The following is a 15,376-nucleotide window of genomic DNA, read 5'->3' as shown; positions in this document are numbered from 1 at the left end:
TCTCATTGATCGATCAATATGGATGGAGATCTGCTTTTGTAGCCATGGGTATTGTTGGAATGATTTGGGTAGGTTTTTGGCTGTTTTACGGTAAAGAGAGTCCACAAGAAATCGGGTTGCCTTCATTTGATAAAGAGGAGCAGCATTCATCAACGTTCTCTAGGGTTTCTTGGCGTCAGTTTCTTCCGTATTTATTTTCTAAAAATTTTGTTTTTATCGTTTTGAGTGGAGGGTGCGCCTATTGGTTATTATCCATTCAAGTGATATGGTATCCAGCATACTTTACCAAAATTCAACATTTCAATGGCGAAACATTAAAACTAGCGGTGGCGCTACCTTTTCTTTTCGCTGCCATTAGTCAAATTGGATTTGCCATACTATCAGATAGGCTTTATCGAAAAACAAAGGATATTCGTAAAGCACGGGTAAATCTTGCGGGTTTTTCGATGGTGCTATCCGCTATTTGTTTATGCCTTGGAAGTGTCGTGAGTTCGAGTGCTCTCTCGATACTGTTCTTCACGCTTGCTCCAGGTTTAGGGATTCTCGTTCTTTCAATCGGACCTGCCGTATTGATGGACCTTTTTTCTGCCCAAAACATCGGAAAGGCACAAGGGATGTACATTGCTCTTTCAAATACAGGAAGTATGATTGCTCCACTCGCATTCGGTTATCTTATTCAACACGCAGCGACTGAGGCAATGGGATATCATTATGGGTTTCAAGTAGCTTCCCTTGTTATGTTCGTTATCGGATTGTTGTTTTGGATCGGTGTACGTCCCACAAAGAAAAGTCATTCAACGATAAAAGCAGAGGAGCAGGTTAGCATTTAAATACCATATATCTAGGAGGAGATCTAAAATGTCATTTGAAAAAATGTTTGATTTAACAGGACAAACAGCAATGGTTACAGGAGGCAGTAGTGGATTAGGGCGTTTTATGGCATTGGCGTTGGCGGAAGCAGGTGCAAACATTGTAGTATGTTCGCGTCGCATAGAGGTTTGTGAGAAGGTTGTGAAAGAAATCGAAGCGTTAGGAAGACAAGCACTCGCCCTGGTATTAGATGTCACAAATCCTGAATCCGTGCGTCAGGGTGTTGACAAAGCCATTTCTCATTTTGGAAAGATTGAAATTTTAATCAACAGTAGCGGAACGGTTTCGGAATCGCCAGCTACCGAAATGGCTTTAAAACAATGGCAAGACATGATCGATACAAATGTTACCGGAACATTCTTGATGTGTCAGGCTGTTGGAAGACATATGATCGAGAACCAATACGGAAAAATCATTAACATTTCTTCTATTGTTGGATGTAAAGGTACGGACCCGGAAATAGTAGATTCTGTAGGATATACAACAAGCAAGGGTGCAGTGATGACTTTAACGAAAGATCTTGCTGTCAAGTGGGGTCGCCATGGAGTGAATGTGAATTCCATTGCTCCTGGAATTTTCCAAACTGGAATGAATGACCCTGAAGTACCAGGAACGCTTGTACAAAAAGCCGGCCCGATTCTTTCTTCCCAGGTTCCATTAAGAAGATTAGGCGAAGATAATGATTTAGTAGGAGCTGTCCTTTACTTTGCCTCTGCAGCTTCTAATTATTGTACAGGACAAATATTAGCCGTTGATGGAGGAATGGGGACTAAGTAAAAAAGCTTGGAAATATATAAGGAAATGATTTGGCGCTAAAATATTTAGGGCGATCATACATCCTGTGATCGCTCTATCTTCAATAAAGAAGTTATTGGAGATTTTCCAATACTGGAGTTGCTTATGGGGTATGGACTGGTATTGGTAGTATAGAAATCACTTTAGTTAGTGTTTTATAGTTTAAAGAACGTATTCGTATTTCGGAGTTTATATCACTTGGTCTTATTTTAATAGGGGTCATTGATTTAAAGATGATATCGTAGTAACGTAGGCATTGAGATTAAAGTTTTCAAAAGGCTTTACCGAGCCAGTGGAAATAGATTATATTCATCGTAGAGCAGAATTTCAAATTATCATCGATCCAAAGTATCAAGGTCATGGCTATGCTGTTATTGCAACTCGTTTGGCAATGGATTACGCCTTCTCTGTATTAAATATGCATAAGCTTTATCTAGTAGTGGATAAGAAAAATGAAAAGGCGATTCATATTTACAAAAAAGTTGGTTTTTCAGTTGAAGGTGAGCTGAAGGATGAATTTTTCATTGACGGCAGCTATCATAACGCCATAAGAATGTGTATTTTTCAGCAGCAGTACCTAGAAATGAAATAATAAGTTATCGTGTTACCCTCTTAAAGAGGTAGTGACAAGGTTCCTGCTCTAGTCCGTGACATATTTTCCTCTAAAAGTAAAACCTCGTTGACATCCAACGAGGTTTTACTTTTAGAGGAAGAGCACCAGGCAGAACCATGTGGACAGTCAACTTTTCCTATAGCATAAGGACAGCGAAACTTTATGTACTGTTTGTCTGTAATGCCCCCTAATATGCCATGTCAAAACCCATGGAGCAACGTGGTGTTCCGTTAGTCGAAAATCCTTTCGGTGGATCTTTTTCATTACGTACATTGAGTGGAATAATCGCTTGTGCCTTTAGTTTGTGAGCAACTTCATCATTCTTTAACTGATTCATAGCCTGCATCCATCATGACAAACTTAATGTTGGTATTTGAAGCTTCAGCTGCTTTACTCATCAAAGTAGGCTCTATGTCGCCATCATTTACATGACTAAGTGTGACGTCTGCAGCAATAGGGAGCTCATTTTCCGTATCAACGGCAAGATAAATTTGGAAAAGTGGGCATTTTTTATGTGGAATCTCCCCTTTTGTAACCTGATATTCATTTTCAGTTCATATTGATTATTTAAAATCAATATAAACTGATGGATTGGTTTATTAAAAGTAATGCATATAACTTTTATAGACGTTAGGGTTACTTTTCAAATCTCTTCTATCTATAATTGATGGATATGATTTACAACAATAAAGTTAAGAGGTTTTTAATCATAAGTACTGGGTAATAATTTGGTTCAAGGCAGGTAATTTATAATTGTAACCTAGATGAACAGCAAATGAACTAAGAATAGAAGAAGGTGTATTAGATTTGGTAATTCATATTTTAGTTGCAGATGATGACCCGTACATTCGAGAATTATTACGTTTCACCCTCAATAAGGAAGGATACATCATGTTTGAAGCGGAAGACGGTGAACAAGCCTCTTATGTATTGGAAAACCAGCAAGTGCACCTGGCCATTGTAGACATTATGATGCCAGCAAAAAATGGTTGGGAACTTTGTGAAGAAATACGCCGGTATTATGATATCCCTGTCATTATGTTGACTGCAAAAGGAGAGATAGAGGATAAAGAAAAAGGCTTTTTATCAGGGACCGATGATTATGTTGTAAAACCATTTGAGCCGAAGGAGTTATTGTTTCGAGTCAAAGCGTTATTGCGACGTTATCAAATGGTTTCATCAGAAATGATTAAGTTAAACAATACGTTTATCGATAGGAAAAGTTATGAAGTGAAAATCGGTAAAGAAGTCATCAGTATGCCACTTAAAGAATTTGAGCTATTATCACAATTAGCAAGTAATCCAGGACGTATTTTTACGAGGGAGCAGTTAATCGAATTGATTTGGGGCACAGATTATGAAGGAGATAGCCGGACGATCGATGTACATATCAAACGCTTGCGTGAGCGCTTCTCTAATAAAACCAACGACTTTGTTATCACAACAATACGTGGCTTAGGATATAAGCTTGAGGTATGTGAAGAATGAAGACACTTTATATACGTATTGTTATTACGTTCATCTTGATTTCAATAATTAGCAGCATTCTTGCACTTGCATTTTCTAACGTGTATTACTTTGAAAAGCTGAGAGGATATAACGAACAAAAAATTCTAAAGATAGGAAAGGAAATCCGAGCGCTATATGAGCAAATGCCAAATCTTGATTTGGACAATTATTTGTCTCATATCGCAAACATGGGATTTCAAATTTATGCCGTTAATAGTCAGCTACAAGGTACCTTCTATGGAGATCCTTTTAAACATCAGCAATTCGAAAAGGAGAACATCCGTCGTGTGCTAGAGGGAGAAACCTATCATGGAGTTTTAGAAGAACATCATTTACTGATGGCTACTGGATTTTTTGAAAATAGCATTCGAAATAGTGTAGGTCTTCCGGTAAAAGTAAATGGACAAACCTATGCTTTATTTATACGTCCAAATTTGGAGCAGCAAATTGGTGAGGTACGAATATTACTGGCGGTACTGTTGGGGCTTACTTTTTTATTTAGCCTTGTTTTGATTGTTATTTTAACCCGATACATTGTGAAACCTCTAAAAAAGTTAACGGAAGCGACGAATAAAATTGTTAGTGGGGATTATGACATCGAAATGGACATTTCGCGGCAGGATGAAATCGGAAATTTATCTCGGCATTTTACGCATATGGCACATTCATTAAAACAACTTGATGATATGAGACAAGAATTTGTTGCCAATGTATCACACGAAATACAATCCCCCTTAACATCGATCCAAGGTTTCGCTCAAGCAATTTCTAATAAAGAAGTAACGCCCGAAGAAGAAGAGCGATACCTTCAAATCATTGAAGAAGAAAGCCGACGCCTGTCATCTTTAAGTAAGCAGCTCTTAACCCTTGCAGCATTGGACAAAGAAGTCGGTGCCATGAAACGTGTTGCTTTTCGTTTGGATGAACAAATCCGCCAAGTCTTAATCGTCACGGAATGGCAATGGACGGAGAAACAATTGTCGGTGGAATTGAGCTTGTCTGACATCGTAATTAACGCTGATCCCCAGCTTTTATATCAAGTATGGCTTAACCTTGTTACAAACAGCATCAAGTTTTCCCATTCAGGAGGAGTCATTCGAATTGAAGCTTTTGTTGAACAGGACATTATAGTGAAGATTAGTGATACAGGAATCGGTATACCTAAATCGGAGCTACCTCATATTTTCGAACGATTTTACAAAGCAGATAAGGCAAGGAATCGTTCCCGTTCGGGAAGCGGATTGGGATTGTCCATTGCCAAAAAAATTATTGCTCTACATGATGGAAGCATTGAAGTGCAAAGTGAATTCGGTAAAGGAACCATTTTTACGGTACGGTTACCTCGCTTGTAATCTTTCGTTCATCGTACGTTCATATTCCTGTCCTAGAATGACATGAGAGTAAGGACAGGAGGTTAAGAACATAATGAATCGTCTCATACACCAATTGGCTCGCTTCTAAGTAGCCCGAAAGGTGCCAAAATTGTTTTAGTCGGTTGGCTTCTTGTTATCATCGCGCTAAGCGGAATCGCACCAGGAGCCAAAAAATATGCGATAAGCAGCGGTGAAGGAAGTATACACGACGACACCCCTTCAGCTGTGGCTCAAACATTAGTAGATGAACAATTTCCTACCAAAGATGGGGTAGTGGCATTGCTCGTCTTTCATGGACAGAGCGCAATGACTGCAGAGCAACGCGCAAAAATTACAGAAATCAGTAAATGGCTTTCCTCTGACAATAAACCGAAGTATGTAGCCAGTGCCTTGCCGTTTCATCGTTTTCCAAAAGCCGTACAGGACAAAATGTTTTCCAAAGATCAAACGACCATCCTGCTGAATATTGCCATGCAAAAAGGGATAGAATCAGACCAAATATATGAGACGTTGCAACAGATCAGAAGTTACGTGGAACAAATAGGAATAGAAAATTTGCAGTTTGAAATAACGGGACCGGCTGGTATTGCCGCGGATACGATTACACTTTTCAAAAATGCTGACTTCGTTTTGATGTTTGCAACGATTGGATTGATTCTGGTCATTCTGGTCATCATTTATCGTTCCCCTCTTCTTGCTGTTATTCCGTTAGTTATTGCAGGAATGGTGTATCAGGTAGTGGATCGGATATTAGGATTAGCAGCCAAAAACGGATGGTTTGTCGTAGACAAGCAAGCTCTTTCTATTATGATGATCCTGTTATTTGCTGTACTAACAGATTACTGCCTGTTCGTTTTATCCCGCTATCGGGAAGAGTTAAAAAAGGTTGGCTCAAAATATGATGCCATGAAAGTCGCATTGACTCAAGTAACAGAACCCATTTTATTCAGCGGTGGAACGGTGTTAATTGCTATGGTGACGCTGTTCACGGCGATATTTAAACCATATCACTACTTTGCCCCGGTGTTTTCTGTCGCCATGGGGGTGATTCTTCTCGCAGGAATAACACTGATTCCGGCTATGTTTGCCTTGGTAGGACGAACAGCGTTTTGGCCCTTCGTTCCGAAGATAGAGGACAAAGAAAGAAAGCCGGCTGGATTTTGGACAAAAATGGGTGCTTTCGTAACGAAGAAACCAGCAATTACGGCAGGTGTTCTACTTATTCTGCTCGTCCTTGCCTCCCTGAATATGGGAACAATGAAATATTCATTTAACCTGATGAATTCATTCCCAAGCGATATTTCATCCCGTCAAGGATTTGAGATTTTAGAAGAACAGTTTTCGCCAGGACAATTAGCACCAGTGTCTGTCATTTTGCAGTCAGACAAGGAAATCGCATTAGAACCATCTTTTGTTAAAAAAGTAGCTTCCTTGACACAATCATTGAAGAAACAGGGAAACATAAAAGCAATTACACCGGACATTACGCCGGACCTGTCCAAAGCGAATGCCACCTTGCCAAGAAATTTCTTGTCGCAGGAAAATCATGCGATTAAGCTTCAAATGACTTTGCAAGAAAACCCTTATGACGAGGTGGCTTTGGATTTACTGGACACATTGCGAAACAATAGCGAGAAACTGTTAAAAGAAAGTGGTTTTGATCCTTCACGATATTCCTTGCATTATGCTGGGCAAACGGCGGAGCAATTGGATGTACGGAACATGAATCAACAAGATACCATCATGGTATTTTCACTGATTACAGTGCTCATTACCGTTATGCTTATATTCCAGGCTCGATCTGTTAGGTTAGCAATGACGATGATAGTGACGATGTTACTTTCGTACGCAGCAACTTTGGGTCTGGGCTGGATGGTATTCCACAGTATCTTAGGATACGATTCGATCAGCTATCGCTTACCTGTATACACATTTGTTTTCCTTATCGCATTAGGTGTCGATTATAACATTATGCTTGTATCACGAATTAGGGAGGAGGCGCGAAACTATGAGTGGGAGCAGGCCGTAAGCCGTGGCGTGGCTTTAACAGGCGGTGTTATCTCATCAGCGGGCATTATACTCGCGGCTACATTTTGTGTACTTATCACGCAACCACTACAGGAACTTTTTCTGTTTGGTTTAACAATGGGAATGGGAATTTTAATCGACACGTTCCTTGTTCGAGGGATGCTACTTCCTGCAATCATTACTCTTATTGGAAAGCGAAGCAATAGAAAGAAACAGTCTGTACCTATTTCAATGGATTAGAAAGAGCGTAAAAAGGAGGGGAATGCATGTTTGGATTTATGTTGTTTTTACACCTTACGGGTTTATTTACTTGGCTTGGCTCATTATTTGCCATCGTGGTTATGCTGTTGATATTAAAAAAGCAGCTCGGTTCTCAAGAGTCCAATACGTTGGCTAAACGAGTCATCCATATCTTCAGTATGTTTGCTCATCCTAGTGCAGTCATTGTTTTGATTAGCGGAGTCGTTATGATTGTTCAAATGGAGATAGGGCCAAATAAGCCTTTTTGGTTAGATATGATGGAAAAGGGCGGCGGTACGATTATTCTGCTTGCTCTTGTGCTAACGGGCATCTTAGGAAGCAAAGTGAAAAAGCGTTTGAGCATCGGACAGAACCAGAACATAAGGATGTCCGGCTATTTGACTACGCTGACTACTTTCATGGTCCTCATTGTTTCTGTTGTACTGATTGTAAGTACGAAAATTTAATTTACTGCTACTTTAAACCACTAAATATTGTCTTGTGGTGCTGTGGTTTGAAATAAGCAAGGAATACAGTATAGGGCGTCTTCAGCATTGCTGATACGCCTTTTTTATGCGTCCAGTATCGGCAATAGCTATAGCCATTATGAACGAGGTGGTCCTATCGTGTAGGTTGTAAATAGTAGTAATGCTTAGTTTGAAGCACGAAATAACATATTAAATTATACCACAAGGTTTGTAATCTATCCGAAACCTTCAATGTTGCAATGTACCCTCGTACGGCCTCTGACTTCTGCAGAGCAACACTTCCTATATAACTAAAGGGAGAAATCTGTCCAGAATAAGGATTAATTTGTCTGGATTAGCCACGTAATTTAAATAGGATATGAGTGTTCTATGTTTCTAGAAAATTTTTTCACATCAGAACCTTACAAAGCTTTAACATTGGCTTAATGTGGTTTTTATACTGTTGAAGTATGCTAAAACAGTAAACAAACAACATAAAAATAAACAAAACAAAATTGGTAGGAGGAGTCTTTGATGAAAGGTAAATGGAACAAGAAGCCTTTTCTATTCATTCAAGCCGGAATATTAGGAATGAGCGTACTAGGTTTAGCTGCTTGTGGAACAAAAGAGACATCGATTGCTCCCGTTGTTGCTGATTCAGGTTCATTAACGATTGAAGAAATTGAATCGAAAGCAAAGAAAGAAGGAAAAATCAACAGTCTTGGTATGCCTGATACATGGGCAAATTGGGGAGAAACGTGGGCTGACGTGACAAAGAAATATACATTGAAACATACAGATACAGACTTATCCAGTGCTGAGGAAATTGCCAAATTCGAATCCGAAAAGGGGAATGCAACCGCTGATATCGGTGATGTGGGAATTTCATTTGGACCCATTGCTGAAAAAAAAGGGCTAACTCTTCCATATAAAACCTCCTATTGGAATGAAGTCCCCAAATGGGCGAAAGATGACAACGGAGACTGGATTGTGGGGTACCAAGGAACCATTGCATTTCTTACTAATAAGAAATTGGTGAAAAACTCGCCGAAATCCTGGAATGACATTTTGAAAGGAAATTACAAAGTAACCATTGGAGATGTTCAACGTGGAGCGCAGAATCAGATGGGGGTTCTTGCTGCGGCTATTGCTTACGGCGGTAATGAATCGAATATTAAGCCAGGCCTTGACTATTTTGCTAAACTTGCCAAGCAAGGTCGCCTTAGTCTCACGGATGCAAAGCCAGCTAACATTGAAAAAGGTGAGGTAGAAGTTGCAATTGTCTGGGATTTCAATGCACTTAGTTATGCTGAGCAAATAAACCGTGACCAATTTGACATAAGCATTCCAAAAGAAGGTTCGGTAGTAAGTGGTTATACAACTATCATTAACAAATATGCAAAGCATCCTTATGCAGCCATGCTAACTCGAGAATACATCTTAAGTGATCAGGGACAAATTAACTTAGCCAAAGGATTTGCTCGTCCAATTCGTGATGTAAAGCTTCCAAAAGAAGTAGCCGACAAGCTACTTCCAAAAGAACAATACAAAAATGCAAAACCAGTCGAAGACCCAAAAGCTTGGGAAAAAACAGCGGCTACTTTACCACAGCTTTGGCAAGAAGAGGTGTTAGTAAATGTCAAATAAAGTTATAGCAATTGTTGTTGATGGCATGCGATACGATAAAGCCTGTGAGTCGTTAGGATTTATTCAACACCTGGTTGAAACGAACCAAGCGGCACTTTACAAAGTAAAATCGGAGCTTCCCAGTCTTTCCCGTCCATTATACGAAGTATTATTGACAGGTACGTCCGTATCAATGAATGGAATCACATCGAATCAAACCGTTCGTTTATCTACCGAGAAAAGCCTCTTTCATCTTACGAAAGAAAACGGCTTAAAAAATGCAACAGCGTCTTATTACTGGGTAAGCGAACTTTATAATCGTGCACCATTCCATTTTATTGAAGATCGTGAACAGGAAGATGAGTCCAAACCTATTCAATATGGAAGATTCTATTGGGATGATGATTATCCAGACAGTCATGTGTTGATGGATGCTGAGGCTTTGCGCAGAAAGTATGATCCTCACTTTTTATATATTCACCCTATGGGGGTTGATGTAAAAGGGGAAAAATATGGTTCGGAATCTAAAGAATATCGTGAGCAAATTTTAAAAATGGGAAGCTTATTAGCACAGCTTCTACCTATATGGATGAAAGAAGGTTACCATATTTTAATTACGTCTGACCATGGCATGAGTGAATACGGCAACCATGGCGGCACAACTGATGGTGAACGTGATGTACCGCTTTTTGTCATCAGTCCAAGAGTTGAAACGGGAATTCATGAGGAAGTAGTTCCCCAGTTAGCTTTTGCACCAATCGTTTGTGAACTTCTGGGTATTGAGCGAACCGGTAAAATGACTTCATATCGATTGCCTGGAATGAAAGAAATGGTATATGGAGGTTGAATTGATTTGGCTGTAAAGCCAGATCAATTCAACCAAATGCAAGCATATATAGAGGAGCGAAAGATCTTGGCAAAAATAAGGAAGCAAACATTGTATTTATCAGCTCTTTTACTACCATTTATCCTTCTTGTTATTAGTTTTGAAATTGGACCGCTTGTTTCCATGATTATAAATAGTTTTTATGCAGATGATGGAATTTCGATTACCCTTGATCAATACGTAAGCATATTTACAAGTAAATTTTACGTACAAGCCATCTATAATAGCGTTTTTATTTCATTGTTTTCTGCCATAACTTCTATCGTGGTGGCCGTTGTTGTCGCCCTTTCGTTTACAAAATTTTCGAAGCAGGCACAAAATCGTTTACTTATGATTTCCAATATGACCTCTAATTTTGAAGGCATTCCCCTTGCCTTCTCCTACATTATTTTACTTGGAAATAATGGGTTGTTTACGCTACTTTTTGCTAAGCTTGGATGGGATGTGTTTGCAGGGTTTAACTTATATTCTTGGACAGGACTCATTCTTGTTTATATTTACTTTCAAATCCCTCTGGCTGTGATGCTTCTTTATCCTGCCTATCAGGGGATTAAACAACAATGGAAAGAAGCTGCAGCGCTACTAGGAGCTTCTAAACTGCAGTTTTGGTTCCATGTTGGTCTACCAGTTTTGTTACCAAGTATTGCAGGTGTATTTAGTATTTTGTTTGCGAATGCGATGGGCGCTTATGCTACAGCATATGCCTTAGTCGGCAGCAATTATAATTTATTGTCACTACAAATTGCGGCTCTCGTTGCCAGTGATGTTACATTAAAACCGCAGCTAGGTAGTGCGTTGGGTGTTCTTCTAGCTTCGACGATGATCATAGCGATGTGGTTTAATCAACGAATGATGCGCCGCATTCGGAGGGATTTATAATGAAATCTTCCTTGACTTTTCATAAAATGGCGGTTGGATTACTTATTGTCTATTTGTTACTTCCGCTTATTGGAACCTTTTTGTTTTCCATTGCTGGCAAGTGGGATCATACCATTTTACCTGAGTCGTTTACCATAAAGTGGTACATTGAATTGTTTCAAGATGAACGGTTTTTTGCTGCCTTTCAACGTACACTGTTTTTGATTGTTATGTCTGTAGGGCTTAGCGTTCTGATTATGCTTCCAACCATTTTTATCATCACCGTATATTTTCGTAAATGGGAAGGAATGCTTCAAGCAACAGCCATGCTTCCTTATGGAATCCCGCCAATTGTTGGGGCTGTCGGGTTAATCAAGTTATATTCAAATGGACCGATTCAAATTTCTGGAACACCTTGGATTTTGATCGGCGCTTATTTTGTTACGATTTTACCCTTTATGTATCAGGGGATTCGGAACAGTCTCCGTACCATTCATGCAGTAGAACTTGTTGATGCAGCTGAGTTATTGGGCGCATCAAAATTCCAAGCGTTTCGAACAGTAGTGTTTCCAAATATTCTATCCGGTATTCTGGTGTCCACTCTATTATCAGTGGCCCTTTTGTTTAGCGAGTTTTCTTTTGCTAAGTTGCTCGTTGGAGGTCAATTTGAAACTCTTCAAATTTATCTTTCCGACAAATTAAATACAAGCGGTCACTTAACGAGTGCAATCGTTATTACGTATTATTCGGTGATTTTACTTTTAACAGGGGCCGTTTTAAAAATCACTTTTCGAAATCAAAAAAGTCCCATTCTGTTAAATAAGAAACAAACTTTTTCGGTTTTCAAGAAGCGCTCCCCTAAAAAAACTACTGTTTTAGAAGGTGAAAATTAATGAGCTATGTAACCATTAACCAGGTAACTAAGACATATGAGAATCAAGTCGTTCTAAATAATATTTCGTTAACACTTCAAAAAGGGGAATTTGCTACACTTCTTGGGCAAAGCGGATGTGGGAAAAGTACATTATTACGTTCCATTGCAGGGCTTGAAGAAGTTGATAGAGGAAGCATACTGGTCGATCAAAAAAATATCACTCACTTGTCACCGCGTCGGCGTGAGGTCGGTATGGTGTTCCAGTCGTATGCCCTTTTCCCGAATATGACGGTTTTCGATAACATCGCATATGGACTTAAAATGAAAAAAGAGAGTAATATCAAATCTAGGGTTCAAAACATGATTGATATGGTTGATTTAACCGGAAAAGAAGGAGCTTATCCACATCAATTATCCGGCGGACAGCAGCAGCGGGTTGCTCTTGCGCGGGCACTTGTGATGAAACCGAAAGTGTTGCTCTTGGACGAACCGTTAAGTGCATTGGATGCAAAAATCAGAAAAAACTTACAAAAGGAATTAAAAAGAATTCAAAGAGAATTAGAGATCACAACGATCTTTGTTACCCATGATCAGGAAGAAGCTATGACTCTGTCTGATAAAATTTTTATCATGAATCAAGGAATCATTGTACAGTCAGGCGCTCCATCAGAGATTTATACGTCTCCGCTCAATACATTTGTTGCAAAATTTATCGGGAATTATAATGTTCTAAACATCAATGTTTTTAATAAACTTGTTGGCAATATAGAATTAAAGGGTCATGAAGTAGCAATTCGCCCTGAGGTTCTAGAATTGCTTCCTGTTGCTCAAGATATCCTGACTACACAGGATAATTGGGCAATCGGAGGATTTATTCGAGATATTTCAATGACAGGAAATGTTTTAAGATACGAAGTTGAAACAGATGGTTCTATTTTGCACGTAGATTCGCTTCATCACCAAAGAAAAATTCTGGAGAAGGGCTCGCATGTCCATATACTTATCCCAAAGAAAGAATGCATTGTTTTATAAACTATAAATAATAAGGTGATAACGTGTTCATTTTACCTGAGGAAAGAAAGAATGAGATTTTAAATGAACTTAAACAGATGGGAAAGGTAAAAGTCATTGATTTAGCTAAAAAATTCAATGTTTCAGAGGAAACCATTCGCCGGGACCTGACAATGCTAGAGGAAAGCGGATTACTAAAAAAAGTGTATGGAGGAGCAATTAAAACAATCTTTCAATCCGGGGAACCTCCGTTTACACAGCGTACTACAGTGAATCAAGAAGAGAAAATTAAAATCGGTAAAGCAGCGGCAGACCTTATTTCCAATGGAGATGTAATTGTCATCGATGTAGGGACAACTACGGTTGAATTTGCTCATTTTATCGAAAATAAAGAGAATATTATAATTTTAACAAACTCTATTCCAGTTTCGGCTGTATTAACCGAATCTCTCAACCAAAAAAAATTTACAGGAGAGGTTTTATTACTGGGGGGACAGATTGATCCGAAACAGCAATCTGTAAGCGGTCGTCTAACTGAGCAAATGTTAAATCAATTCAATATCGATAAGGCATTTATTTCAGCGGGCGGTGTTTCTATTCAAAATGGTGTGAGCAATTATCATTTAAATGAGACATTGGTTTCCCGTACCATGGTCGATGTATCAAAACAAATTATTTTGTTAGCTGATCATTCAAAATTTGGTGTGGATACATTCTGTAAAGTTTGTCCCTTAAGAAAAATCGACGTCATGGTCTGTGATCAATCAGCTCCAGAGGCATGGAAGAATCATTCGGAATTAAACGAAATCGATTGGATTGAAGCATAGCAATATATAAAAGGAGCGAGACGCCATGGGTTTAATTGCAATAGACTTAGATGGAACACTATTAAACGATCAAAATGAAATTAGTGAAGAAAATATAAAAGCAATTCAATATGCTCAAGAGCAGGGCTTTGAAGTAGTTATTTCGACAGGCCGAGCGTATTTTGATGTAAGAAGAATTTGTGAAAAGGCTGGACTTTCTACATTTGTAATCGGCACAAATGGCGCAACCATTCATTCAAAAGATGAAAAGCGTATTTCTGCTACTACGATAGAGAAAAATCATGTTCTATCTATTCTCCAATGGTTAAACGAACGGAATTATTACTATGAAGTGTTTACGGATAAGGCGATTTATACCATTAGAAAAGAAAGAGAAAACTTCTATAATGAAATTCAAAAGATAAAAAACGCAGATATAGATGCAGATACGAGGGAATTAGTTGAAATAGCGGAAAGACAATTGGATCAATTTGGGTATATTTTCGTTGAAAACTATCATGATATCCTACAACAAGAAGAAGATTTTTATAATATTCTCGTGTGTTCTTTGGATAAAAAGAAATTAGAAGAAGGATGTACACAATTCAAGAAATTTTCTGCGTTAACTATCGTTTCATCTGCCAATCACAACATTGAAATCACTAGCAAAAACGCTTCAAAAGGAATTGCCCTTGAAAGATTAGTTTCTTTGACAAATCGCTCTTTAGAGCAGACGATAGCAATTGGAGATAGTAACAATGATTTATCTATGTTCCAGAAAGCCAAATACAGTGTAGCTATGGGAAATGCAAAAGATGAGATAAAAGATGCTTGTACAATGACAACGCTTAAGAATGATGAGAATGGTGTGGCTCATGCCATTTATCAATACCTTGATAAACTTGTGATTCAAACACAATGTAACTAACTTTATATCTTCTAGTCTGCGATTTTTATTAAGTATTTCAATTCGTAATAGGTAAGCTCATATAACATGTGCCATGAAAAGGAGAAAAAATGAAAGTGATTCAAGGGAAAGATGAACAATATTGGAAAGAAGAGTATCCTATAATAAGTAAACTAGTTTCAACAAAAGAAGTGCTTTGGTTAAACCCAAAACATGAAGGATTTCAAGCGGGAATAACAAAGGCTTTACTTAATAAAAATGATGTAAACGAGGCAGAGAAAAGGTTAAAACGCTTTGCTCCGTACATCGCTAAAGCCTTTCCTGAAACAAGAAAGTTAAATGGGATGATTGAATCTCCTATCGTTGAAATCCCTTCTATGCAAAAACATGTAGAAACAACCTATAAGATGGAATTTGGAGGTAGATTTTTATTAAAATGCGACAGCCATCTTCCTATTTCAGGTTCTATTAAAGCAAGAGGCGGTATTTATGAGGTTCTTAAGCATGCAGAAG

The 15,376-nt window shown here is 38.6% G+C and carries 15 protein-coding genes and 3 pseudogenes; 16 read left to right on the top strand and 2 right to left on the bottom strand.

Annotation, left to right across the window (positions count from 1 at the left end):
• The 4 genes and pseudogenes from HMPREF0083_RS00080 to HMPREF0083_RS00070 form a co-directional block, all read left to right on the top strand.
• Positions 1-830, top strand: an 830-nt coding sequence (locus HMPREF0083_RS00080) for an MFS transporter (protein ID WP_021618821.1), incomplete at its 5' end; no start/stop codon positions are given.
• 28 nt (positions 831-858) lie between these two features.
• Positions 859-1,647, top strand: coding sequence for an SDR family NAD(P)-dependent oxidoreductase (locus tag HMPREF0083_RS00075; RefSeq protein WP_021618820.1), 789 nt, complete (start codon positions 859-861; stop codon positions 1,645-1,647).
• A 113-nt stretch (positions 1,648-1,760) separates the two neighbouring features.
• A pseudogene (locus HMPREF0083_RS29995) lies at positions 1,761-1,826 on the top strand (QacE family quaternary ammonium compound efflux SMR transporter); the annotation flags it as partial.
• 116 nt (positions 1,827-1,942) lie between these two features.
• Positions 1,943-2,257 (top strand): annotated as a pseudogene (locus HMPREF0083_RS00070) (GNAT family N-acetyltransferase); the annotation flags it as partial.
• A gap of 208 nt (positions 2,258-2,465) precedes the next feature.
• On the opposite strand, the gene HMPREF0083_RS27695 reads toward HMPREF0083_RS00070, so the two are convergent.
• On the bottom strand, positions 2,466-2,615 hold the full coding sequence (locus HMPREF0083_RS27695; protein ID WP_155847221.1) for a hypothetical protein: 150 nt from the start codon (positions 2,613-2,615) through the stop codon (positions 2,466-2,468).
• On the bottom strand, positions 2,596-2,733 hold the full coding sequence (locus tag HMPREF0083_RS27690; protein WP_245191295.1) for a hypothetical protein: 138 nt from the start codon (positions 2,731-2,733) through the stop codon (positions 2,596-2,598). The genes HMPREF0083_RS27695 and HMPREF0083_RS27690 overlap by 20 nt, the downstream gene beginning before the upstream one ends.
• Positions 2,734-3,085: 352 nt before the next feature.
• Here HMPREF0083_RS27690 and HMPREF0083_RS00060 point away from each other — a divergent pair, with 352 nt between their 5' ends.
• From HMPREF0083_RS00060 to HMPREF0083_RS00005, 12 genes and pseudogenes are all read left to right on the top strand, one after another.
• Entirely contained in the window at positions 3,086-3,766 is a 681-nt protein-coding gene (locus tag HMPREF0083_RS00060) for a response regulator transcription factor (protein WP_021618817.1), read from the top strand.
• Positions 3,763-5,139, top strand: a complete 1,377-nt coding sequence (locus HMPREF0083_RS00055) for a sensor histidine kinase (RefSeq protein WP_021618816.1) — start codon at positions 3,763-3,765, stop codon at positions 5,137-5,139. Before HMPREF0083_RS00060 ends, HMPREF0083_RS00055 begins: the two co-directional genes overlap by 4 nt.
• 246 nt (positions 5,140-5,385) lie before the next feature.
• On the top strand, positions 5,386-7,428 hold the full coding sequence (locus tag HMPREF0083_RS00050) for an MMPL family transporter (RefSeq protein ID WP_021618815.1): 2,043 nt from the start codon (positions 5,386-5,388) through the stop codon (positions 7,426-7,428).
• A gap of 26 nt (positions 7,429-7,454) precedes the next feature.
• A complete protein-coding gene (locus tag HMPREF0083_RS00045; protein ID WP_021618814.1) occupies positions 7,455-7,895 on the top strand; it encodes a hypothetical protein in 441 nt (146 codons plus the stop codon).
• Between the two features lie 534 nt (positions 7,896-8,429).
• Positions 8,430-9,542, top strand: a complete 1,113-nt coding sequence (locus tag HMPREF0083_RS00040) for an ABC transporter substrate-binding protein (protein ID WP_021618813.1) — start codon at positions 8,430-8,432, stop codon at positions 9,540-9,542.
• Positions 9,532-10,368 (top strand): alkaline phosphatase family protein, encoded by an 837-nt coding sequence (locus HMPREF0083_RS00035; RefSeq protein ID WP_021618812.1) that lies wholly within the window; start codon positions 9,532-9,534, stop codon positions 10,366-10,368. The genes HMPREF0083_RS00040 and HMPREF0083_RS00035 overlap by 11 nt, the downstream gene beginning before the upstream one ends.
• A gap of 6 nt (positions 10,369-10,374) precedes the next feature.
• A complete protein-coding gene (locus HMPREF0083_RS00030; protein WP_245191292.1) occupies positions 10,375-11,286 on the top strand; it encodes an ABC transporter permease in 912 nt (303 codons plus the stop codon).
• Positions 11,286-12,158 carry an ABC transporter permease gene (locus tag HMPREF0083_RS00025; protein WP_021618810.1) on the top strand — a complete coding sequence of 291 codons (873 nt, stop codon included), beginning with the start codon at positions 11,286-11,288 and terminating at the stop codon, positions 12,156-12,158. Before HMPREF0083_RS00030 ends, HMPREF0083_RS00025 begins: the two co-directional genes overlap by 1 nt.
• Entirely contained in the window at positions 12,158-13,171 is a 1,014-nt protein-coding gene (locus HMPREF0083_RS00020) for an ABC transporter ATP-binding protein (RefSeq protein ID WP_021618809.1), read from the top strand. The genes HMPREF0083_RS00025 and HMPREF0083_RS00020 overlap by 1 nt, the downstream gene beginning before the upstream one ends.
• 23 nt (positions 13,172-13,194) lie before the next feature.
• On the top strand, positions 13,195-13,977 hold the full coding sequence (locus HMPREF0083_RS00015; protein WP_021618808.1) for a DeoR/GlpR family DNA-binding transcription regulator: 783 nt from the start codon (positions 13,195-13,197) through the stop codon (positions 13,975-13,977).
• A 25-nt stretch (positions 13,978-14,002) separates the two neighbouring features.
• Complete coding sequence (locus HMPREF0083_RS00010; protein WP_021618807.1) at positions 14,003-14,884, top strand: Cof-type HAD-IIB family hydrolase; 882 nt, start codon at positions 14,003-14,005, stop codon at positions 14,882-14,884.
• A gap of 89 nt (positions 14,885-14,973) precedes the next feature.
• Positions 14,974-15,376 (top strand): annotated as a pseudogene (locus HMPREF0083_RS00005) (D-serine ammonia-lyase); the annotation flags it as partial.

The organism is Aneurinibacillus aneurinilyticus ATCC 12856 (assembly GCF_000466385.1).
Taxonomy (GTDB): Bacteria; Bacillota; Bacilli; order Aneurinibacillales; family Aneurinibacillaceae; genus Aneurinibacillus; species Aneurinibacillus aneurinilyticus.
Note: the sequence above shows the minus strand (reverse complement) of the source record. Positions and strands in the feature narration are given on the sequence as shown.